This window comes from Massilia sp. GER05, assembly GCF_052056005.1.
Lineage (GTDB): Bacteria > Pseudomonadota > Gammaproteobacteria > Burkholderiales > Burkholderiaceae_D > Telluria > Telluria orientalis.
In genome coordinates, this window is sequence record NZ_CP178858.1 from 3,379,327 (window position 1) to 3,400,702 (window position 21,376).

General features: G+C 67.8%; 18 protein-coding genes and 2 pseudogenes. 8 read left to right on the forward strand and 12 right to left on the reverse strand.

Annotated elements, in window-relative coordinates:
* Positions 1-230: 230 nt before the first annotated feature.
* Both ACL58G_RS15270 and ACL58G_RS15275 read right to left on the reverse strand, forming a co-directional pair.
* Positions 231-503 carry a hypothetical protein gene (locus ACL58G_RS15270; RefSeq protein ID WP_371768232.1) on the reverse strand — a complete coding sequence of 91 codons (273 nt, stop codon included), beginning with the start codon at positions 501-503 and terminating at the stop codon, positions 231-233.
* Between the two features lie 250 nt (positions 504-753).
* A pseudogene (locus ACL58G_RS15275) lies at positions 754-1,644 on the reverse strand (hypothetical protein).
* Positions 1,645-2,040: 396 nt separating this feature from the next.
* Between ACL58G_RS15275 and ACL58G_RS15280 the strand changes: the two are divergent.
* The 4 genes and pseudogenes from ACL58G_RS15280 to ACL58G_RS15295 form a co-directional block, all read left to right on the forward strand.
* Positions 2,041-2,727 (forward strand): annotated as a pseudogene (locus ACL58G_RS15280) (extracellular catalytic domain type 1 short-chain-length polyhydroxyalkanoate depolymerase); the annotation flags it as partial.
* A 270-nt stretch (positions 2,728-2,997) separates the two neighbouring features.
* Positions 2,998-4,209, forward strand: a complete 1,212-nt coding sequence (locus ACL58G_RS15285; RefSeq protein ID WP_440968046.1) for a benzoate/H(+) symporter BenE family transporter — start codon at positions 2,998-3,000, stop codon at positions 4,207-4,209.
* A 12-nt stretch (positions 4,210-4,221) separates the two neighbouring features.
* Positions 4,222-5,565: an MFS transporter gene (locus ACL58G_RS15290; protein ID WP_440967650.1), complete on the forward strand. Its 1,344-nt coding sequence runs from the start codon at positions 4,222-4,224 to the stop codon at positions 5,563-5,565.
* An 88-nt stretch (positions 5,566-5,653) separates the two neighbouring features.
* A complete protein-coding gene (locus tag ACL58G_RS15295; protein ID WP_440967652.1) occupies positions 5,654-6,739 on the forward strand; it encodes a porin in 1,086 nt (361 codons plus the stop codon).
* Between the two features lie 39 nt (positions 6,740-6,778).
* Here ACL58G_RS15295 and pcaD read toward each other — a convergent pair whose 3' ends face one another.
* From pcaD to ACL58G_RS15335, 8 genes are read right to left on the reverse strand one after another with little or no spacing between them, the layout of a single operon-like run.
* Positions 6,779-7,558, reverse strand: a complete 780-nt coding sequence (gene pcaD / locus ACL58G_RS15300) for a 3-oxoadipate enol-lactonase (RefSeq protein WP_413384812.1) — start codon at positions 7,556-7,558, stop codon at positions 6,779-6,781.
* A 4-nt stretch (positions 7,559-7,562) separates the two neighbouring features.
* Positions 7,563-8,339 (reverse strand): benzoate diol dehydrogenase BenD, encoded by a 777-nt coding sequence (benD, locus tag ACL58G_RS15305; protein ID WP_413384813.1) that lies wholly within the window; start codon positions 8,337-8,339, stop codon positions 7,563-7,565.
* Positions 8,336-9,367: a benzoate 1,2-dioxygenase electron transfer component BenC gene (gene benC / locus ACL58G_RS15310; RefSeq protein WP_440967653.1), complete on the reverse strand. Its 1,032-nt coding sequence runs from the start codon at positions 9,365-9,367 to the stop codon at positions 8,336-8,338. Before benC ends, benD begins: the two co-directional genes overlap by 4 nt.
* Before the next feature lie 13 nt (positions 9,368-9,380).
* Positions 9,381-9,872 carry a benzoate 1,2-dioxygenase small subunit gene (benB, locus tag ACL58G_RS15315; protein ID WP_413342334.1) on the reverse strand — a complete coding sequence of 164 codons (492 nt, stop codon included), beginning with the start codon at positions 9,870-9,872 and terminating at the stop codon, positions 9,381-9,383.
* Positions 9,869-11,239 (reverse strand): benzoate 1,2-dioxygenase large subunit, encoded by a 1,371-nt coding sequence (gene benA / locus ACL58G_RS15320; RefSeq protein WP_440967655.1) that lies wholly within the window; start codon positions 11,237-11,239, stop codon positions 9,869-9,871. The genes benB and benA overlap by 4 nt, the downstream gene beginning before the upstream one ends.
* Positions 11,240-11,249: 10 nt before the next feature.
* Entirely contained in the window at positions 11,250-12,170 is a 921-nt protein-coding gene (gene catA, locus ACL58G_RS15325) for a catechol 1,2-dioxygenase (RefSeq protein WP_440967657.1), read from the reverse strand.
* 23 nt (positions 12,171-12,193) lie between these two features.
* Positions 12,194-12,484 (reverse strand): muconolactone Delta-isomerase, encoded by a 291-nt coding sequence (catC, locus tag ACL58G_RS15330; protein WP_413342340.1) that lies wholly within the window; start codon positions 12,482-12,484, stop codon positions 12,194-12,196.
* 17 nt (positions 12,485-12,501) lie between these two features.
* Positions 12,502-13,611 (reverse strand): muconate/chloromuconate family cycloisomerase, encoded by a 1,110-nt coding sequence (locus ACL58G_RS15335; RefSeq protein WP_440967659.1) that lies wholly within the window; start codon positions 13,609-13,611, stop codon positions 12,502-12,504.
* A gap of 103 nt (positions 13,612-13,714) precedes the next feature.
* Between ACL58G_RS15335 and ACL58G_RS15340 the strand changes: the two genes are divergently transcribed.
* The 3 genes from ACL58G_RS15340 to ACL58G_RS15350 all read left to right on the forward strand — a co-directional run bounded on the left by ACL58G_RS15340 (position 13,715) and on the right by ACL58G_RS15350 (position 17,164).
* On the forward strand, positions 13,715-14,629 hold the full coding sequence (locus ACL58G_RS15340; protein ID WP_440967661.1) for a LysR family transcriptional regulator: 915 nt from the start codon (positions 13,715-13,717) through the stop codon (positions 14,627-14,629).
* A 12-nt stretch (positions 14,630-14,641) separates the two neighbouring features.
* Positions 14,642-15,526: an aromatic amino acid DMT transporter YddG gene (gene yddG, locus ACL58G_RS15345; RefSeq protein WP_440967663.1), complete on the forward strand. Its 885-nt coding sequence runs from the start codon at positions 14,642-14,644 to the stop codon at positions 15,524-15,526.
* Between the two features lie 63 nt (positions 15,527-15,589).
* Complete coding sequence (locus ACL58G_RS15350) at positions 15,590-17,164, forward strand: L,D-transpeptidase family protein (RefSeq protein WP_440967665.1); 1,575 nt, start codon at positions 15,590-15,592, stop codon at positions 17,162-17,164.
* Here ACL58G_RS15350 and ACL58G_RS15355 read toward each other — a convergent pair.
* Positions 17,153-19,039 (reverse strand): NPCBM/NEW2 domain-containing protein, encoded by a 1,887-nt coding sequence (locus tag ACL58G_RS15355; protein WP_440967667.1) that lies wholly within the window; start codon positions 19,037-19,039, stop codon positions 17,153-17,155. The genes ACL58G_RS15350 and ACL58G_RS15355 overlap by 12 nt on opposite strands.
* A 145-nt stretch (positions 19,040-19,184) precedes the next feature.
* On the opposite strand from ACL58G_RS15355, the gene ACL58G_RS15360 reads away from it, so the two are divergent.
* Positions 19,185-20,519 (forward strand): hemolysin family protein, encoded by a 1,335-nt coding sequence (locus ACL58G_RS15360; RefSeq protein ID WP_440967669.1) that lies wholly within the window; start codon positions 19,185-19,187, stop codon positions 20,517-20,519.
* Here the strand turns inward: ACL58G_RS15360 and ACL58G_RS15365 are convergent.
* A complete protein-coding gene (locus tag ACL58G_RS15365; protein ID WP_440967670.1) occupies positions 20,516-21,340 on the reverse strand; it encodes a hypothetical protein in 825 nt (274 codons plus the stop codon). The genes ACL58G_RS15360 and ACL58G_RS15365 overlap by 4 nt on opposite strands.
* Between the last annotated feature and the right edge of the window lie 36 nt (positions 21,341-21,376).

Sequence of the window (21,376 nt, forward strand, 5' to 3'; positions counted from 1 at the left end):
GAACAGCACGAACACGCAGGCCAGCGCCAGCCTGACGGACGGCGAGTCCGTGCCATGGCCGATTGGCGCCGACGTTCGAGGGGGGATGAGGCATGAATGCCCGGCTTGCGCATGCCGACGACCTCGGCGATGTCTGCATAGCAGAATCCGTTGTAACCGCCGGCGGCGATCAGGGAACGTGCGCAGGCCAGGATATCGTCGGCAAAGGCGGTCGTGCGATGCGGCGGCGGTTACTGGTCCAGGCTCGCCAGCGCCCAGCACTGCGTCCACGAAAAAATGGCGTGGCGCTGCTCGTTGTCGACGGCGCCCGTGAGGATCTCGGTCAGGTAATGGGCGACGTTCGTACGCAGGTGATTCGGAAGGCATGCCACCGTCGCGATGGATGACTCGATGTCCGGATGCACGCTCGACATCATGATCTGCACGACGACCTCCGCATGCTCGGTCCAGCCGGCACCGTCGACGTAGTTCATGAGCGCGACAGCGCTGTCTGGCATGTTCATCTGGTTTCTCATGATCGACGTATCCGGGCTCGAATGGTGAAGTCACCCAGAGTACCGCAGTCGGGTGACAGACAGAATGAAATCTGGAACGAGCGGGCAGATTCGTGGCAGCCGTTGCAACGATACGTGGTGCAACTGGTACAGTCGGCGCCGCGCAATCCCCGCTCGCCGCGCGTTTCGTGCCTGTCCGACAGCAGTGCATCGCCCGGCAGGGACCTGTGCGAGGCGCTGCGGCAGCACGGCGGGACGACTACTCCACGTTGTTCCCGGCGACGTCGCGCTGCGCCACACCCGCCACCGCCTGCACGACGAGCGCCACCACGACGTTGACGGCCAGCGCCAGCAACCCGGTGTACAGGGTCACGCCGGCATCGCCCAGGTGCAGAGTATGCACCGGCTTGATGCCGTCGCCGAACGCGATCCACGTGCCGGCCACGTTGCCGACGGCCCAGCCGCACAGCAGCGCGGTGCTGCCGAAGCGGCGCGAGAACAGGCCGTCCAGTGCGAACTTTGTCGGCAGGAACAGGATGCAGACCAGCGCGCCGACCTTGACGACCAGCGACACCATCTTCGCCACTTTCGCCTCGCCGGCCGGGCCGACGTGCGGATTCACGTACGGCTTCCAGAAATTGCGCGTGAAGCGATTGGCGGCGCCGATCGACATCACGGCCGCCGGCACCAGCGCGCCGAACAGCGCGGGGACGACGTCGTTGTTGCTCGCTACCTTCAGGTGCGCCGCGTACGCCATGTAGCCGAGCAGCGCGATCAGGCCGAGCAGGATCGTGTAGGCCGGCAGGAAGATGGCGTTCCTGCGGATCGTGTCGGCGCTCTTCGCGGCGAAGATACCCGTGCATGACGACGAAGACGATCGTGTAGGGCAGCGCGAAGAAGCCGTAGGCGCCCACCGCGTAGACGAGGGCCGGCACGGCGATCACGGTGTAGGCGGTATAGAAATCGCGGCGACGAGGAACCACGTGATCCACGTGCCGAAGTTGCGCCCGCCCAGGCCCCATTCGTCGAGGTGCTCGCCCTTGCCCGCGCCGCCCGACTGCCAGCGCGACGCCATGAAGCCCATCACCGTGACGAGGACGAAGAAGCCGATGAAGACCCACCGGGCGGTCCAGTTGATCGTGGACGTCATCGCTGGTCTCCCTTCTTTTGCTCGTGGCGGTAGACGAGCCAGATTTGTAGGGATGATGTGTCCGATCGTGCCGGCGCGCCGCCCGGCAAGGTACGCCACCGCACGGAGCACGATCTGCAGAGCCGATATATTGCAGTGCAACATCCATGCCGAGGCACCATGGCCAAACCTGCCCGAAAGACGCGACTGCTGCGCAGCCTGACCCGTGCCGCGAAGGCGCAGCAGTCGATGCTGGCCACGCTGCTGGACGTGTGTGCGCCGGCGCCAGCCAGGGCGGCGCGCAAGGCAGCACCGCGCAAGCCGGCGGCCCGGCCCGGCCTCGCGCCGGCAACTGGCAGGTGGCTGGCGGGCCGGTTCCCGCTGCCCGCGACGCAGGGCCAGGCGGTCGCACGCGACATGCAATACTGGCTGTACGTACCGGACCGCGTGCGGGACGAGCAGCCGCTTGGCGGCTGGCCGCTCGTCGTGATGCTGCACGGCTGCCACCAGAGCGCCACGCAGTTCGCGCAGGGCACGCGCATGAACCACGTGGCGGAGAACAAGGGGTTTGCCGTGCTGTACCCGCAGCAGCCGGTGACCGTGCAGGCGCAGCGGTGCTGGCGCTGGTACGACCGGGCCACGCAGCAAGGCGGTGGAGAAACCGGGGCGCTGGCGTCGTTGATCGGGACCGTGTGCGAACGGTATCCCATCGACCGGCGCCGGATCTATGCTTGCGGGCTTTCCGCCGGCGCGGGGATGGCGGCGATATTGGCACTCAACCATCCGGAACTCATTGCCGCGGTCGCGCTGCATTCGGGCCCCGTGTTCGGCGCGGGGCATGGCCCTCTCGGCGCATTGCACGTCATGCGCCATGGGGCTCCGGAACAGGCCGACGCTGCCATTCATTGCCTGTTGCGCGGCCGCCCGGCCGTACCGATGCCGGCGCTGCTGATCCAGGGCGAGGACGACCAGGTGGTGGCTCCGGTGAACCAGCGGCAGCTGGCACGCCAGTGGCTGCAATTGAACGGGTTGCCGGCAGGCCCGGCGACGCGGATCGCGGCGAAGCCCGCGGGCCGGGGCGGCAGCCGCAATGCGCATGAAATCCACGACTACCTCGTGGGCGCAAGGTCGTGCTGCGCGTGGTGCGCATCCTCGGCCTGGGCCATGCATGGAGCGGCGGCGACCCGGCACACGCCTTCAATGCCAAGGCAGGGCCGGATGCCAGCCGTATGGTGCTCGACTTCTTCGGCCGGCATCGGCGTTGACGGCAATCGTCATACCCATCAGGTATCGAATGGATACCAAATCGGTCTTGGACGCGCCTGTGCAATCTCTCTACCCTTGGTCCCGATAACGATAAGACAAGGAGACACCATGGGCACAGGACAAGTGGAGTGCGCCGCCGTGCGCGGACGGCGCTGGTCCGACGGATCCCTGTCGGCCGTGGCCGCGGGCTTCCTGGCCGTGCTGGTCTCGTTCTCCGGGCCGCTGGCGATCTTCTACCAGGCCGCGCAGGCGGGCCGCATGCCGGACGCGATGTTCGCATCGTGGGTGTGGGGCATCTCGGTCGGCGCAGGCATCGCCGGCATCGTCCTGAGCTGGCGCCTGCGCGTACCCGTCATCACGGCGTGGTCGGCGCCCGGCACGGCGCTGCTGATCACGCTCTTTCCCCAGTTGCCGCTGGCCGAAGCCGTCGGGGGCTATCTCACCGCGGCCGCCATCCTGCTCGCGATCGGCCTGTCCGGTTCCCTCGAACGCATCATGGCCCACGTACCGCAAGGGATCGCCAGCGGCATGATGGCCGGGATCCTCGTACCGTTCGGGATGAACGCGTTCAGGACGGCCGGCACGCTGCCGCTGCTGGCGTTCGGCATGATTGCCGCGTACCTCGTGTTCCGGCGCGCCGTGCCGCGCTACGGCGTGGTGCTGCTGCTCGGCGCCGGCACCGGCATCGCGTGGCTGTCCGGCGCGACGCATTTTGCCGCTGTCCGCTTCGAGCTCGTCGTGCCCTCGGTGATCGCGCCCGCGTGGAGCTGGACCGGCACGTTCAGCCTCGCGCTGCCGCTCGTGCTGGTGACCCTGACCGGCCAGTACCTGCCCGGCATGGCGGTGCTGAAGACGTCCGGCTACGCCACGCCGGCGCGGCCGGTGATCGTCACGTGCAGCCTCGTGTCGCTGGCGGTCGCGTGCACGGGCGCCATCACGATCGCGCTCGCCGCCATCACGGCCGCGATGTGCACGAGCCGCGACGCGCACGAGGACCCGCGCCGCCGCTACGTGGCCGGCATCGCCAACGGTGTGTTCTACCTGCTCGCGGGCCTGTGCGGCGGGTCCATCGTCATGCTGTTCGCCGCGCTGCCGAAGGAACTGATCGTCTGCCTGGCCGGACTGGCGCTGCTGGGCGCGATCGGGTCGAACCTCGCCGGCGTGATGGCGGCCGAGGACCACCGCGAAGCCTCGGTGATCGCCTTCCTCGCCACCGCGTCCGGCATGACCTTCCTCGGCCTCGGCGCCGCGTTCTGGGGCGTCGTCATCGGCATGGCGGCGCACCGCATCCTGCATCACCCCACGACAACACATCCATAAGGAGACAATCGCATGCGGCACATCGACATCCACGCACTGGCCGACGGGGCCAGGTTCAACCGCTTCCACGCCGGCATCCTCGCGTGGTGCGCGCTCATCATCATCTGCGACGGCTACGACCTCGCCGTGGCCGGCATCGCGCTGCCGTCGATCATGAAGGAGATGGGCGTGACGGCGCAGAACGCCGGCTTCATGGTCAGCTCCGCGCTGTTCGGCATGATGTTCGGCGCGATCTTCCTCGGCACGATCGCCGACCGCATCGGCCGGCGCCACGCCATCGTCATCTGCCTCGCGCTGTTCAGCGTGTTCACGGCCGCCGCGGGCATGAGCAGCGATCCGTACGTGTTCAGCGCGATGCGCTTCCTGGCGGGCCTCGGCATCGGCGGCGTGATGCCGAACGTGGTCGCGCAGATGACGGAATATTCGCCCAGGCGCATCCGCGCGACGATGGTCACGCTGATGTTCAGCGGCTACGCGGTGGGCGGCATGCTGGCCGCGCTGCTGGGCAAGGGACTGATCGAGCACCACGGCTGGCAGTCCGTATTCCTCGCGGCCGGCGTGCCGGTGTTGCTGATCCCGTTCATCCTGAAGAGCCTGCCGGAATCGATGCCGTTCCTCGTGCGGCGCAACCGGCTGGCCGAATTGCAGCGCACCCTCGCGCGCATGGAGCCGTCGTACCGCGCGCAAGCCGGCGACCGCTTCGACCTGCCCGCCGCGGACCGCGCGCAGGGCGCCCCGATCGGGCAGCTGTTCCAGGACGGCCGCGGATTCTCCACCGCGATGTTCTGGATCGCCTTCTTCATGTGCCTGTTCATGGTGTACGCGCTGAGCTCGTGGCTCGCCAAGCTGATGGCCCGCGCGGGCTACAGCCTCGGGTCCGCGCTGACCTTCGTGCTCGTGCTGAACTTCGGCGCCGTCATCGGCGCGGTCGGCGGCGGCTGGCTCGCCGACCGCTTCCACATCAAGTACGTGCTGGTGGCGATGTATGCGCTGGCCGCCGTGTCGATCACGCTGCTGGGTTATCCGGTACCCACGCCCGTGCTGTTCGTGCTCGTGGGCCTCGCCGGTGCGTCGACGATCGGCACGCAGATCGTCACCTACGCCTATGCCGGCCAGTTCTATCCGACCGCGATCCGTTCGACCGGCATCGGCTGGGCCTCCGGCGTGGGCCGCAGCGGTGCCATCCTCGCGCCGATCGTCATCGGCACGCTCGTCGGCATGGCGCTGCCGCTGCAGCAGAACTTCCAGGCGATGGCCATCCCGGCCGTCATCGCCGCCGTGTCGGTCGCGCTGATCCGCCACGGCCGCTCGGCGTCCGCCGTGCCGCAGCATACCGGCGTCGTCGCCGAAGCCTGACCCGATTCCCTTCCAACGTTTTTCATGGGTGCGCGGCATCCAGGGCGGCGCTTTGCCGCCGCCCGAACAACAAGCAACAGGAGACATGATGAAAAAGGCAGTAGCGATCGCCCTCGCGGCGGGTCTGGGAGCGGGCGGCGCGCAGGCGCAAAGCCAGGTGACGGTGTACGGCATCGTCGACGTGGCGCTGGCGCACATGAACAACGCGGATGCGGCGGGCCACGGTGTCACGCGCGAACCGTCGCTGACGGGCAGCCTGCCGTCGCGCATCGGCTTGCGCGGCAGCGAGGACCTCGGCGGCGGTCTCTCCGCCGTGTTCAACCTGGAGAGCGGTTTCAATCCCGACGTCGGCACGCTGGGGCAGGGCGGCCGTTTGTTCGGACGCCAGGCGTGGGTCGGCCTGCGCGGCCGCTGGGGCACGGTGCAGCTGGGCCGCATCCTCAACATGACGTATCTCGCCACGATGAAGAGCGACGTGCTGGGGCCGAATCTCTTCTCGATCAACAGCATCGATCTGTATCTGCCGAACGCGCGCAGCGACAACGCGATCGGCTATCTCGGCACGTTCGACGGCGTGACGGTCGGCGCCACGTGGAGCTTCGGGCGCGACGCGTCGGCGGCCGGCGGCCCGTCCGCCACCGGCTGCGCGGGCGAGGTGCCGGGCAATGCGCGCGCCTGCCGCCAATACACGGCGCTGCTGGGTTATGACACGAAGGCCTACGGCATCAACGCCACGTACGACAAGCTGTATGGGAACACGGGCGCTGCGGGCGGCCTGACGGGCAGCGCCAACTACGACCGCCGCATCACGGCCAACGGCTGGATCATGGTCGGCACGACGAAGATCGGCGCCGGCGTCATCGACCGCAAGACGGATGCCGCGACGGGCATCACCGAATCCGGTCTGTTCTACCTCGGCGCCAGCATCCCGGTCGCGCCGCGCCTGACCCTGGATGCCCAGGTGGCGCGCAAGAACGTCAAGGGCTCGCCCGACGACACGAACCTGGCGGTCGCGCGCCTGACATATGCGCTGTCGGTGCGCAGCGCCGTGTACGCGGGCGTCGGCCGCATGGACAACCGCGGCGCCGCCGCGATCGCGCTCGATGCGGGCGGCACGACGGCGCCGGGCAAGGCGCAGAGCGGGGCGATGGCGGGGTTGCGGCACGCGTTCTGACGGCGGCAAGGCGGCAGCATGTTTGCCGCCTTGTCCTGGTCAGTCGGCGAGGAAGGCGGCGAGGGCGCCGCTGAACTGCGGTTCCGCTTCGATGCTGGACAGGTGGGAGGCCGCCAGCGCGACGAGGCACGCGCCGGGGATCCGGTCGCGCAGCCAGCCGGCGTCGGCGACGGTGGTGACCGGGTCCGCGGCGCCGGCGATGATCAACGTGGGAACGGCGATGGTGCCGATCGCGCTGCGCAGGTCGGCGTCCGCCAGCGCATCGCAGCACGCCGCGTAGCCTTGCGCATCCTGCTCGCGCAGGCGGGCGATCATGCGCGCGACGGCGTGCGGTTCGCGCGCAATGAACGCGGGCGTGAACCAGCGCGCCGCGGCACCGTCGGCCACGCCATCCATGCCGCCGGCCCGTACCTGGGCGGCGCGCGCGGTCCAGCCCTCGTGCGTGCCGATGTGCGCCGCGGTGTTGGCCAGCACGAGCCTGTCCAGCCGCTGCGGCGCGTGGATGCCGAGCCACTGGCCCGTCATGCCGCCCATCGAGATGCCGCAGAAGTGCGCGCGCGGAATCGCCAGCGCGTCGAGCAGGCCGACGACGTCGCGGCCCAGGCGGTCGAGCGTCGCGGGTGCCGTGCCGCGTCCGGACAGGCCGTGGCCGCGCGTGTCGTAGCGCAGCACGAAATAGTCGCGGGCCAGCACGGCGGCCTGCGGATCCCACATCGACAGGTCAGTACCGAGGGAGTTCGACAGCACGATGCAGGGGCGCGCGGGGTCGCCGTCGGTCCGCACGTGCAGGCGGACGTCGTCAACTTGAATGAAGGTCATGGCGTCAACCCTGATCGCCGCCGCCCACGGGCAGGACGGTGCCGGTGATGTACGACGCTTCGCTTGAGGCGAGGAACAGGATCGCGGCGACCTGCTCGGCGATGGTGCCGTAGCGGTGCATCAGGCTCGTCGCGGTCGTCTGGTCGACGATGCCCTGGTACCACGTTTGCTCCTGCTCGCTCAACGGCTTCGGATTGCGCGGCACCTTGCGCGGCGGCGCTTCCGTGCCGCCGGTGGCGACGGCATTGACGCGGATGCCGTCCTGCGCGTGCTCCATCGCGAGGCTGGCCGTGAGCGCGTTGATGCCGCCTTTCGCCGCCGAATACGGGATGCGGTAGATGCCGCGCGTGGCCACCGACGACACGTTGACGATGACGCCGGAGTGCGCGGCCAGCATCGCCGGCAGCACCGCGCGGCAGCACCACAGCGTCGGGAACAGCGAGCGGCGGATCTCCGCCTCGATCTGGTCCGGCTCGTACGCCTGGTAGGGCTTGGCCCAGATCGTGCCGCCCACGTTGTTGACGAGGATGTCGATGCGGCCGCAGGCCTCCAGCGCGTGCGCCGCCAGCATCGACGCGCCGGCCCACGTCTCGAGGTCAGCCTCGACGACGATGGGTTGCGTCCCGGTCTCCTGCGCCACTTCGTGCACGAGCGGCGAGCGGTCCGCCAGCACGAGCCGCGCGCCTTCCGCCGCCGCCGCCAGCGCCACGCCGCGGCCGATGCCCTGGGCGGCGCCGGTGACGATCATGACCTTGTCCCTGAAACGGTCCGGATGCATCATGCCGCCACCCCCGCCGTGCTCGTGGCAGAGAACTTCTCGAAGTGGAATGAGTTCGGTGTCACGCCGATGCCGTCCAGCCAGCCGCGCACCGCGTCGACCATCGTCACGGGGCCGCACAGGTAGACGTCGACGTCGCCGCCGTTCATCCAGCCCGGTTCCACGTGCGCCGTGGCATAACCCTTGCGCGGATGGCTGCTGGATTCCGCCGCCACGCAGGTCACGTACTGGAACTGCGGATGCGCGGCGGCGATGCGGTCCAGCTGCGCCAGGCCGACCAGGTCGTGGTCGTTGGTCACGGCGTAGACCAGGCGCACCGGATGCGGGAAGCCTTTCGCCGCCAGCACGTCCAGCATGGACAGGAATGGCGCGATACCCGTGCCGCCGGCGAGCATCAGCACGGGGCGCTGCACGGGCCGCAAATAAAAGCTGCCGTACGGGCCGGAGAACGTGACCGGCTGCCCGGCTTGCGCCCGGGTCGTCAGCCAGGTGCTCATCAAGCCGTCCGGCACGTTGCGCACGACGAAGCTCGCTTGTTCCGCACCGGGCGCGGAGCTGAACGAGTAGGAGCGCGTCTGGTCCGTGCCGGGCACGGTCACGTTCACGTACTGGCCCGGCAGGAAGTCCAGCTGGTCGGGCTGGTCCGGCGCGATAGCGAAACGGATCGTGGACGGCGACAGCTGCTCCACGGCGGTGACGGTGCCGGGAAAGTCGCCGACGCCCGTCTTGCAGGCGGCGGACGTGGCCGGGATGCGTACGACGCAGTCCGACGTCGGACGCATCTGGCACGCCAGCACGTAGCCGGCTTGTGCGTCCTTCTCTTCGAGGGCATCCTCGATGTAGCTGTCCGGCGGCAGGTCGTAGCTGCCCGACTCGCACAGCCCGCGGCAGGTGCCGCAGGCGCCGTCGCGGCAGTCGAGGGGGATGTTGACCTTCTGGCGATAGGCCGCGTCGGACAGTTTTTCGTTGGGGTTGCAGCTGATGAAGCGCGTGACGCCGTCTTCGAACTGCAGCGCGATCGTGTGGCTCATGACCGTCTCCTGCTTAGATGTGATAGATGTCGATCACCTGGCTGATGTAGTCGTTCTTCAGCACGACGTACTTGTCCAGGATCTTCGGCTGCGGACCGGAAAAGTCGATCACGTAGCGCGACATGCCAAAATAGCTGTAGTCGGTGTGGTAGCGGTGGCTCAGCGTGTGCCAGTTGAAGCGCACCGTGTGCACCGCGCCCTCGACTTTTTCGATCTCCACGTTGGCGATGTTGTGGCTCGTGCGCGTATCGGGAATCGTCGCGCTGGAGCGTTCGGTCTTGATGCGGAAGACGCGGTCCTCCAGCCCCTGGCGGTTCGGGTAGAAGATCAGCGAGATCTCGCGCTCCGGGTCCTGGACCAGCGTGCCGTCGTCGTCCCACGACGGCATCCAGAAGCGCGCGTTGGCGTCGTAGCACTGGAGCCAGTCGTCCCACTGTTCGTCGTCGAGCAGGCGCGCTTCGCGGTAGAGGAAGGATTGAATATCCTGGATCGTGACCGCGCTCATTTCGCTTCTCCCTTCGCGTCGAATGCCTTCTTCATGACGTCGAGCCAGTAGCGGTGCTGGATCGTGTACAGGCCTTCGTCTTCCGTGCGCACGCCGCTCATGACGGGCGCGAGGCCGATGTCCTGCGCCGCGTCGTCCGCGCCGTGGATCCAGTGCCTGGCGCCGCGGCACATATCGTTCCACTGCATCGCGGCGCCGTTGTAGCCCTGCTGGCAGGCGCGGAATTCTTCCAGGTCGTCCGGGGTCGCCATGCCGCTGACGTTGAAGAAGTCCTCGTACTGGCGGATGCGGTGCGCGCGCGCCTCGGCCGATTCGCCCTTCGGCGCGATGCAGTAGATCGTCACCTCGGTCTTGTCGACGGCGATTGGACGCAGCACGCGGATCTGGGAACTGAACTGGTCCATCAGGTACACGTTCGGGTACAGGCACAGGTTGCGCGAGCGTCCGACCATCCAGTCCGCGGTCGCCTTGCCGTATTTTTCCGTGTACTCGGCGTGGCGCGCGAAGTTCGGGCGGTCTTCCGGATTCGCCCACTGCGACCACAGGAGCATGTGGCCATGCTCGAAGGCGTAGAAGCCGCCGCCCTGGCGGCCCCAGTTGCCGGCGTCCATGGCGCGGATCTTGTCTTCTCCGGCGGCCTGCTCCTGCTTGCGCCGGTTCGTCGTGGCCGCGTAATTCCAGTGCACGGCCGTCACGTGGTAGCCGTCGGCGCCGTTCTCGGCCTGCAGCTTCCAGTTGCCGTCGAATGTATAGGTCGACGACCCGCGCAGTACTTCGAGGCCTTCCGGCGACTGGTTGACGATCATGTCGATGATCTTGCCGGCCTCGCCGAGGAAGGCTTCCAGCGGCTCGACGTCCGGATTCAGGCTGCCGAACAGGAAGCCCTTGTAGTTGGCGAAGCGCGCCAGTTTCTTGAGGTCGTGCGAGCCTTCCTTGTTGAAGCATTCCGGATAGCCGGCCGATTCCGGATCCTTCACCTTCAGCAGCTTGCCGCTGTTGTTGAAGGTCCAGCCGTGGAACGGGCAGGTGTAGGTCGCCTTGTTGCCCCGCTTGTGGCGGCACAGCTGGGCGCCGCGGTGGCTGCACGCGTTGATGAACGCATTCAGCTCGCCGCCCTTGTTGCGGGCGATGAACACCGGCTGGCGGCCGATGTGCGTCGTGTAGTAATCGTTGACGTTGGCGACCTGGCTCTCGTGCGCCAGGTAGATCCAGTTGCCCTCGAAGATGTGCTTCATCTCGAGCTCGAACAGGGTCTCGTCGGTGAAGGCGCTGCGGTGCAGGCGGTGGTCGCCCGTTTGCGCGTCTTCGATCATGTAGTCGTCCAGCCGCTTGGGCTTGAACGCGTCGACAGGAACGATCGGGATCATGGCGGTGTCCTCAGGCGGCGGCGCGCGGACGGTCGACTTGCGTGGTCGGCGCGGCGGCGGTGGCGTGATACAGGTGGAAGTCGAAGTCGATCGACGCGAACGGCTTGTCGACACGCTTGGCGTCCAGTTGCGCCGGGTCGTCGATCCGGTTCACGGGCGGTACGAGGCCAGGGCGGCTCGCGAACGCGAAGTCGTCCCACAGGTATTCGTCGCCGTCGATGTTGATCTGCGTGGTCAGCTTGCGATGATCCGGGGCGCTGACGAAGAAGTGGATGTGCGCCGGGCGCTGGCCGTGGCGGCCCAGCAGGTTCAGCAGCTGCTGCGTCGTGCCGTCCGGCGGGCAGCCGTAGCCGACCGGGATGATGCTGCGGAACTGGTAGCGGCCCTGGTCGTCCGTGACGATCGTGCGGCGCAGGTTGAACGGCGACTGCGTCTGGTCGAAGAACGAGTAGTTACCCGTCAGGTTCGCGTGCCACACCTCGACCTTCGCGCCCGGCAGCGGCTTGCCATCCTGGTCGAACACGGTGCCCTGCATGAACAGGACCTCGCCCTTGTCCGCCTCGGTCCCGTCGTCCAGGCGGGCAAAACCCACGCTTTCCGGCGCGCCCGCCACATACAGCGGGCCTTCGATGGTGCGCGGCGTGCCGCCTTCCAGGCCGGCCTTCTGTTCCGCTTCGTCGGCGCGGATGTCGAGGAAGCGCTCCAGGCCCAGGCCCGCGGCCAGCAGGCCCAGTTCGTTGGCGGCGCCCGCGGCCGACATGTAGGCCACGCCGTGCCAGAACTCGGTCGGGGTGATGTCGAGGTCCTCGATCGCCTTGCACAGGTCGCCCAGCAGGCGCAGCACCACCTGCTGCACGCGCGGGTCGGCGGGGCGGTCGGCGGCGTCCACGACCCAGCTGTGGGCCAGTCGTTCGATGTCTGCGTGGTTCATTTCAGGTCTCCTTTATAGTTGCGTTAGATATCGCCGTCGCGGACGGACGAGGGATGGCGGCACAGCGGCATGACGTCGATGTGCATGTAGGGGAACAGGGGCAGGGACGTCAGCAGCGTGTGCAGCTCGTCGACGCTGTCGACGTCGAAGATGCTGACGTTGGCGTACTGCCCGGCGATGCGCCACAGGTGGCGCCACTTGCCCTCGCGCTGCAGGCGCTGGGCGAGATCCTTTTCGGTCTGCTTGAGCGCCGCGGCTTCGTCGGGCGGCATCGTCGCGGGCAGGTTGACGTTCATTCGGACGTGAAACAGCATGGTGGTCTCCAGTGTCTTTACTTGCGTTGCAGGCTGCGCAGCTTGTCGGTGTCGATCTCGACGCCCAGGCCGGGCCCCGTCGGCACCTGCAGTTCGAAGTCGCGGTACACGAGCGGTTCGCGCAGCACTTCCTCGGTCAGCAGCAGGGGACCGAACAATTCCGTGTCCCACTCCAGGTCGGCGAACGTCGCGCAGACGTGCGCCGTGGCCGCGGTGCCGATGCCGCCTTCGAGCATCGTGCCGCCGTACAGGCCGATGCCGGCCAGCCGCGCGACGGTCGCCACTTCCAGCGCCGCGAACAGGCCGCCGGACTGCGCGATCTTGACGGCGTAGACGTCGGCGGCGTCCGAGCGGGCCAGCGCCAGCGCATCGACCGGGCCGTGCAGGGCTTCGTCGGCCATGATCGCGACGTCGAAGCGGCGCGCGAGGCGGCCCAGCATCGCCGTGTGATGGGCTTTCACGGGTTGCTCGATGAGGTCGACGCCGCCGGCTTCCAGCTGGGCGATGCCGCGCACGGCTTGCGCTTCGCTCCAGGCCTGGTTGACGTCGACGCGCACGCTGGCGCGGTCGCCCAGCGCGCGCTTGATCGCCAGCACGTGGGCGACGTCGGCGTCCACGCTGCGCAGCCCGATCTTCAGCTTGAAGATGCGGTGGCGGCGGATCTCCAGCATGTGTTCCGCTTCCGCGATGTCCTTGGCCGTGTCGCCGCTGGCCAGGGTCCAGGCCACGGGCAAGGCGTCGCGCACGCGGCCGCCCAGCAGGTCGGACAGCGGCACGCCCAGGCGGCGCGCATGCGCATCCAGCAGCGCCGTCTCCAGCGCGCACTTGGCGAAGCGGTTGCCCTGGATGGCCTTGCGCACCCTGGCCATCGCCTTTGCCGGCTGGCTCGCGTCCATGCCGACGAGCAGCGGGGCGATGTGGGTGTCGATATTGGCCTTGATGCTTTCCGGGCTCTCCTCGCCGTAAGCCAGGCCGCCGATGGTGGTGGCCTCGCCCCAGCCCTGGATGCCGTCGGCGCAGCGGACGCGCACGAGCACCAGGGTCTGCGTGTTCATCGTCGCGACGGACAGCTTGTGCGGCCGGATCGTCGGCACGTCGAGCAGGAAGGTTTCGATATATTGAATCATATTATTTGCGTATAATTCGCTGAGGTGAGGACACGATATTCCTGCAAATGACGGGCGTCCAACACCGTTTTGGTATCGTTTCAATACCCTATAGGTATCGAGTATGGAATTAAGGCACCTGCGCTACTTCGTCGCGGTCGCGGAAGAACGCAACTTCACGCGCGCCGCCGAGCGCCTGCACATCGCCCAGCCGCCGCTCAGCCGGCAGATCCAGCAACTGGAGGAAGACCTGGGCGTGACCCTGATCGAAAAAGGGGTGAGGCCGCTGCGCCTGACGGAGGCCGGCGCCTTTTTCCTGGCGCATGCGAAGCCGCTGCTCGACCAGGTGCGCGACCTGCGCACGATGACGCAGCGCGTGGGCAAGCTGGAACGGACGCTGTCGGTCGGCTTCGTCGCGTCGACCTTGTACGGCCTGCTGCCGGACATCATCCGCCGCTACCGCGACAACCACCCCGAGGTGGAGGTGACCCTGCACGAGATGACGACGGTGGAGCAGCTCAAGGCATTGAAGGAAGGGCGCATCGACGTGGGTTTCGGGCGCCTGAAGAGCGAGGACACGAGCATCCGCCGCATCCTGCTGCGCGAGGAGCCGATGGTGGTGGCGCTGTTCCCCGGCCACCGCCTCGCGGAGAAAGAGGGCAACCTGCGCCTGACGGACCTGGTCCACGAAGCGCTGCTCGTGTACCCGAAGGCGCCGCGGCCCAGCTTTGCCGACCAGGTGCTGGCGGCCTTCCGCGAAGCGAACCTGACGCCGGACCACGTGACGGAAGTGCGCGAACTGCAGATCGCGATGGGCCTGGTGGCGGCCGGGCAGGGCATCGCGATCGTGCCGGAGAGCGTGCAGGGCATGCATCACCGGAACGTCGTGTACCGGCGCATCGAGGACAAGCATGCGGTGTCGCCGATCTTCTTCAGCGTGCGCCACATGGACCGCTCGCCCGAGCTGGAAAACATGCTGGCCGCCGTGTATTCGGTCTACGACGACCTCGGCATCCCGCACGTCAGGGAAGCGTTGTAGGCCGGGAGCGCAATGAAAGACAGGAACAGGGCCACGCTGATCGGCTTGACCGCCGTGCTGCTGTGGAGCGCCATCGTGGGCCTGATCCGCCAGGTCAGCGTCCACCTCGGCCCCACGGGCGGGGCCGCGCTGATGTACAGCGTGGCGTCGGTGCTCCTGCTGCTGTCGGTGGGCCAGGCGCGGCTGCCGCGCCGCTACCTGGCCTGGGGCAGCGTGCTGTTCGTGGCCTATGAACTGTGCCTGTCGCTGTCGATCGGCTATGCGGACACGGCGCGCCAGGCCATCGAGGTCGGGATGGTCAACTACCTGTGGCCCACGTTCACCATCGTGGCAAGCATCCTGTTCAACCGGCAGAAGACGAACTTCCTGATCGTGCCGGGGTTCGCGCTGTCCATCGTCGGGATCTGCTGGGTGCTGGGCGGCGCGCAGGGCGCCGACCTGCCCGGCATGCTGCGCAACGTGCGCGCCAACCCGCTCAGCTACGGGCTGGCGTTCGCCGGCGCCGTGATCTGGGCCGCGTACTGCACGGTGACGGCGCGCATCGCGGAAGGAAAGAACGGCGTCACGCTGTTCTTCATCCTCGTGTCGATGGCGTTGTGGGGCAAGTACCTGCTGGAGGGCGGCGGCCGCATGGATGTCAGTCTCGAGGCCGTCGTCTACCTGCTGCTGGCCGCGGGCGCCATGGGCTTCGGCTACGGCGCGTGGAATGTCGGCATCCTGCACGGGAACGTGACGGTCCTGGCCGGTGCGTCGTACTTCATCCCCGTGCTCTCCGCGGCGCTCTCGGCACGCCTGCTGCGCGCGCCGCTGTCGCTCGCGTTCTGGCAGGGCGCGGCCATGGTGTGCGGCGGTGCCATCCTGTGCTGGCTCGCCACGCGCACCAATCGTACACGCTGATATCACGCGTTGCGGGTATGATGCTTATCGGTAACGTATCGTTGCCGAAGTCCGAAAGCATCCATGAAGTCCAGCCAGAAAATCGCCGCCGCGCTCGTGCTCTGCGCCGCGGCCCTCGTTCCCCGTTTCACCCTCGCCCAGTCCATCCCCGCGGCCATCCATGCGCAAGCCGCGCCATTGCCCGGTCCCTACGACGAGCGCGGTTGGCTCGACCGCTTCTACGCCCCGCGCAAGTATGCGCCCGCGTGGAATCCGCAAACCGCCGCCGCCGCGTTGTGGGTGCTGCGCCAGGCCCCGGTACAGGGCCTCGACCCGCAGGACTACGGCGCCGACGACCTGCAGCAGCAGCTGCGTTCCGGCCATGCCGATCCGGCCCGGTTCGACGTCGCGCTGACGGCGGCGATGCTGCACTACCTGGCCGACCTGCGCGTGGGGCGTGTGCGTTCCGAATACCACGCCGGCAAGTCCGACGCGCGCCTCAAGCGCTACGATCCCGTCGAGCGGCTGCGCACGGGGCTCGCGGCCGGCAAGCTGCGCGACGCGGTGCAGGCGGCCGAGCCGCAGCTGCCGCTGTACGCGCAGGTGAAGGCGGCGCTGGCGCATTACCGCGAGCTGGCGAAGCAGCCGTATCCGGCGCTCCTGGTGCCGCAGGCGAAGGTCAAGCCGGGCGGGGCGTACGCGGATGCGCAGGCGCTGTTCGAACGCCTCGTGCTGCTGGGCGACCTGCCGGCCGATGCGGCGCCGCCCCTCGAGGGCATCTACGGCGACAAGCTGGAAGAGGGCGTGCGCCACTTCCAGGCCCGCCACGGACTGGAAGAAGACGGTGTGCTGGGCCGCGGCACGGTCAATGCGCTCAACGTGCCGCCCGCGCAGCGCGTGCGCCAGCTCGAACTGACGCTGGAGCGTTTGCGCTGGCTGCCGGATTTCGGTCCCGGCCCGCTGATCGTCGTCGACCTGCCGGCCTACCGGCTGTGGGCGCTGCAGAACGGCAGCGCGGAGCCGCCGCTCGAGATGCGCGTGGTCGTCGGCTCCGCCGTCAAGACGGAAACGCCGCTGTTCGTCGGGCAGATGCGCTACCTCGAATTCAACCCGTACTGGAACGTCCCGCGCAGCATCCTGGAAAAAGAGATCCTGCCGAAGCTCGCGCGCAATCCGGCGTACCTGAAGCAGCATGACATGGAGACGGTGCCGCCGGATGCGAGCGTGGCGGACCTGAAGGCGGGGCGGGCGCGCGTGCGCCAGCGCCCGGGGGCGAAGAATTCGCTGGGACCGATCAAGTTCGCGATGCCGAACCCGATGGACATCTATTTGCACTCGACGTCGGCGCGCGAACTGTTCGAACGCAGCCGGCGCGACCTGTCGCACGGCTGCATCCGCGTCGAGCACCCGGCCGCGCTGGCGCAGTACGTGCTCGGCGGGCAGCGCCAATGGACGGCGGATGCGATCCAGGAGGCGCTGCAGCCGGGGCCGACGAAGCACGTCGACCTGCCTCGTTCGATTCCCGTGGTGCTGTTCTACGCGACCGCCATCGTCGACAGCGAAGGCGGTGCGCGCTTCGCCGCGGACATCTACGGCCGCGACGTCAGGCTGGAGCAGGAGCTGGCGGCGCGCCGCCACGCCTTGAAATCAGCGCGCTGACGTCAGCGCCGCGTCACCCCAGGTCACCGGCAGCTGCTCGTTGGCGCCGCCCGTGCTCTTGGCCACCAGTTCGATCAGCTTGACGCCGGCGACGTCCACGCTCAATGCCTGCGCCGGCTGGCCCCAGCGCAGCGCACGGCTCTTCGCGAGCAGCTTGCCGTCGCCGTAGACGAGGAACGTCACGCCGTTCTTGCGGTCCTGCGCGGAATCGTCGACGCCGACCTTCGTCTCCAGGCGGCGGTAATCGTGGTTGCGCACTTCGAGGCGCGAATTGGCCAGGATGCCGATGCCGGCGTCGTAGCGCTTGCCGCCGATCTGCAGCCACTGGCCGTACGGCGTGCTGTCCGCGCGCGCGCCGCCGAAGCCGGCGTACATCGGGCGTTCGCCGCCGCCCTTGGTGCCGCTCCAGCCGAACGACGAGCGGAACACGGTCGGATCGGCCGTCGGCTTCGTCACGCCGTCGACGGCCGGGTTCACGCTGCCCGGCTGCTCCGACAGGTACAGGCCGTCCGCCAGCGCGCGTGCGCCCTGGACGCGGAAGATGCGCGTTTCGCGCGGCGCCACTTTCACTTTCGTCTCGTTCGTGAACGAGGTGGCTTCCTTCGACCAGAGATCGGTCAGCGTGATCTTGCCGTCCTTGCGCAGCTTGAGGTGCTCCGCCGTCAGGTCGGCATCGACGGCTGCGATGCCGCGGTTGAAGATGGCGACGGCCTTGTCGCCCGACGCGAGGGTCTTGACGAGGATTTGCACGTCGTCCGCGTCGTACGCGAGCACGGCCTGGTTGCCGGCCGGGTCCTGGTTCAGCGCGATGATGTCGGCGTTGCCGAAGATGTCCATCAGCGCCTGCGGCGTCGTGCGCAGGTCGGCGCCCGTCATCAGCGGCGAATTCAGCATGGCCCACAGCGCGAAGTGCGATTTCGCTTCGGTCAGGTGGTTCGCGTCGAAATCGCCGGCGCCGATGTACAGCATGTCCGGATCGTTCCAGCTGCCCGGATGGCCGTACAGTTCGCGCCGTGCGGCGCTGTCGTAGTTACTGAGCAGGCGCGGCCAGTTCGGGCGGATGTCGTCGCTCGTGCGCGAGAGGTTGCCGAAGTTCTTGCCCCAGGCGCGTACGTCGGCCGAGCCCCACACGCACAGCGACAGCAGGTAGTCGCCGTCCGGATTACTGCGCTTCAGTGCCTCGTTGATCTGCGTGAATTCCGCCTGCACGGCCGGGATGTCCGAGCGGGCGACCGATTCCAGGTCCAGCACGGGCTTCAGCGGGCGGTAGTTGCCGGTCTTGACTTTCGGGCTGTCCGCGCCGTACGCGCGCAGGCCGCAGCCGTCGACCTTGATGAAGTCGAAGCCCCAGTCGCGGAAGAACAGGCCGATGTCCTGGTCGATGTGGCCGTACAGGCCCACTTCGCGTTCGAGCACGCTGCCCTTCGGCAGGTTCGGGTCGTCGCCGCCATACGCCTGCGAGCACGTATTGCGGCCCAGGTCCGAGTAAATACCGGCCTTCAGACCCATCGCGTGGATCTTGTCGGTGAACGGACGGAACCCGCCGTTGACGGTGGACGGGAACCGGTCCGGGCGCGGGATCAGGCGACCGTCCGGCTGGTTGCGGCGCAGCGCCCAGCCGTCGTCGATGTTGACGTAGCGGTAGCCCTTGGCGGCCAGGCCGCTGTCCACGAGGCGCTGGGCCGCGCCCAGGACCTTCGCCTCGTCGATGTCGGTGCCGAACGCATTCCAGCTGCTCCAGCCCATCGGCGGCGTGGCCGCGTGGCCGGCGGTGTAGGCGCTCCAGCGCGCGGTCGGTGCGAGGGGATCGGTGGCAGCGTGAGACAGGGTCGCCGCGAACAACAGAGGAATCAGGGCCAGGCGAGGCTTTTGCATCGGGATTTCCAGTATGAGGTGTGGACGTGATAGCAGATTATGCGAAGCACGGGGGCTTTCGACAATTACTAAATGTGTCATCCGGTATATCAAATTGAGCTGACTGGCGCCTATGTTAAAGTGACATCATTATTCCGGGTGCTCCATGAATCTGTTCGAACATCTGGCCTTGCTGGCCGTCCTCGTGCTGGCCGCCGGCTTCCTGTCCCTGAGCGAAATCGCGCTGGCGGGCGCACGCAAGATCAAGCTGAAACTGCTGGCCGAGGCGGGCGACGCGCGCGCGCACAAGGTGATCGCGCTGCAGGCGCAGTCGGCCGACTTCTTCGCCGCGTCGCAGATCGGCCTGAACGCGATCGCCATCCTGGGCGGTATCCTCGGCGAGGGCGCGCTGCGGCCGTTTTTCCTGGAATGTCTGACGCTCTTCTACGACGGACCGGGCCGCGACAATATCGCGTTCGCGCTGTCGTTCGTGTTCGTCACGACGCTGTTCGTGCTCTTCTCCGACCTGATGCCCAAGCGCCTCGCGATGATCGCGCCGGAGAGCACGGCGATGGCCGTCGTGCGGCCGGTCATGGTCGTCATCCGCGTGTTCAGGCCCCTGTCCTGGGCACTGAACAAGGTGGCGAACATGCTGTTCCGCGTGTTCGGCGTCGACACGACGCGCGAGGACCGCATCACCTTCGACGAGATCTCGGCCGTCGTGGAAGCGGGCGCGCAGGCCGGCGTGCTGCAGAAGCAGGAGCAGCACTTCATCGAGAACGTGTTCGAGCTGGAATCGCGTGCCGTCACGTCGACGATGACGACGCGGGAGAACGTCGTGTTCTTCACGCTGACCGAATCCGAGGACAGCATCCGCCAGAAGATCGCCACGCACGCGCTGTCGAAATTCCCCGTGTGCGACGGCGTGATCGACCGCGTGATCGGCTATGTGGACACGCGCGACATCCTCGTCCAGCTGCTGAACCGCCAGTCCCGGTTCCAGCTGAACGAATCGAGCATCCGCACGGTCCTGATCATTCCCGATTCGCTGACGTTGTCCGAACTGCTCGACCGCTTCCGCGCCACCAAGGAGACGTTCGCCGTCGTGATCAACGAGTACGCGTTCATCGTCGGCGTCGTCACGCTGAGCGACATCATGGTGACCGTGATGGGCAAATGGGGCACGCCGCTGGAGGCGGACCAGCAGGCCTTGCAACGCGAGGACGGGTCCTGGCTGATCGACGGCAGCACGCCGGTGGCGGACATGAAGCGCGTGCTCGAACTGGACGGGCTGCCCGAGGAGGAGCACTACGAGACGGCGGCCGGCTTCATGATGTACATGCTGCGCAAGGTGCCCAAGCCGACCGACAGCGTTGAATACGAAGGAATGCGGTTCGAAGTGCTCGACGTGGACCACTACCGCATCGACCAGCTGCTCGTGAAGCGGATCGGCGCGCGCGGCGCATCGTCCGCCACGCCGGCCGAACCGCTGGAGGATTAGTCGAGCACCAGGATGCCCTGCAGCGACGAGATCCGCTCGGGGGCCGACCACGTGCCGGCCAGCCGCCGCTGCGCGTCGAACTCCAGCAACTGCCGTCCCTTGTGCCCGTTGTCCGGACCGTGTCCCTGCCAGTTCGCGACGAGCAGGTGGCCGTTGCCCAGCTGCTGGAAGCTCGCATAGAAGAACGGCGCCACCTCGGCGGGCAGGTCGGCCGCGGCGCCGAAGCGCTGCCGCACGTTCCCGGCCGCGTCGAACAACACCATCACCGCCCCATAGCCGCCCGACACGAGGGTGGTGCCGTCCGCGTTCCGTTCGGCCTTCCACGCATGCTCGAATTCGGACACGCCAAAGCGGCGGCGTTCCGTCAGGTCCGGCGCCGTTTCGAGGATGTGGTCGTTGGTGCACAGCAGGTACGTGCCGTCCCGCGTCGGGCGCATCAGGCGCACGTAGTCGCCGTCGCGGCGCGCGCTGGCGACGACGTTCCATTCGCGGTCCAGCGTCAGCACGTTGACGCCGCCCGTGCCGTCCAGGTTCCAGCCCGTCACGAGCGTGTGGCCGTCGGGCCGGCGGTGCACGGCCGTGACGTCGGTCCAGCGCGCGCAGGCGTCCAGCACGCGGCCCGATTCGATATCCAGCTCGAAGAAACCGCGGTCGAAGCCGACCAGCGCGCGGGCCGCGTCGAGCCGCTGCAGGTCGCGCGCGAGCGGGTAGGGGGACAGGTCCAGCGTCCAGTGGAAGGTGTCGGTGGCGGTGTCGACGAGCGACAGTTGTTGGCGGCCTTCGTCGATGGCGAGCAGGCGGCGGGAGATTGTCTCGGTCATGTGGGTGAATTAGTTATCGATAACTTTTCGGAGTGT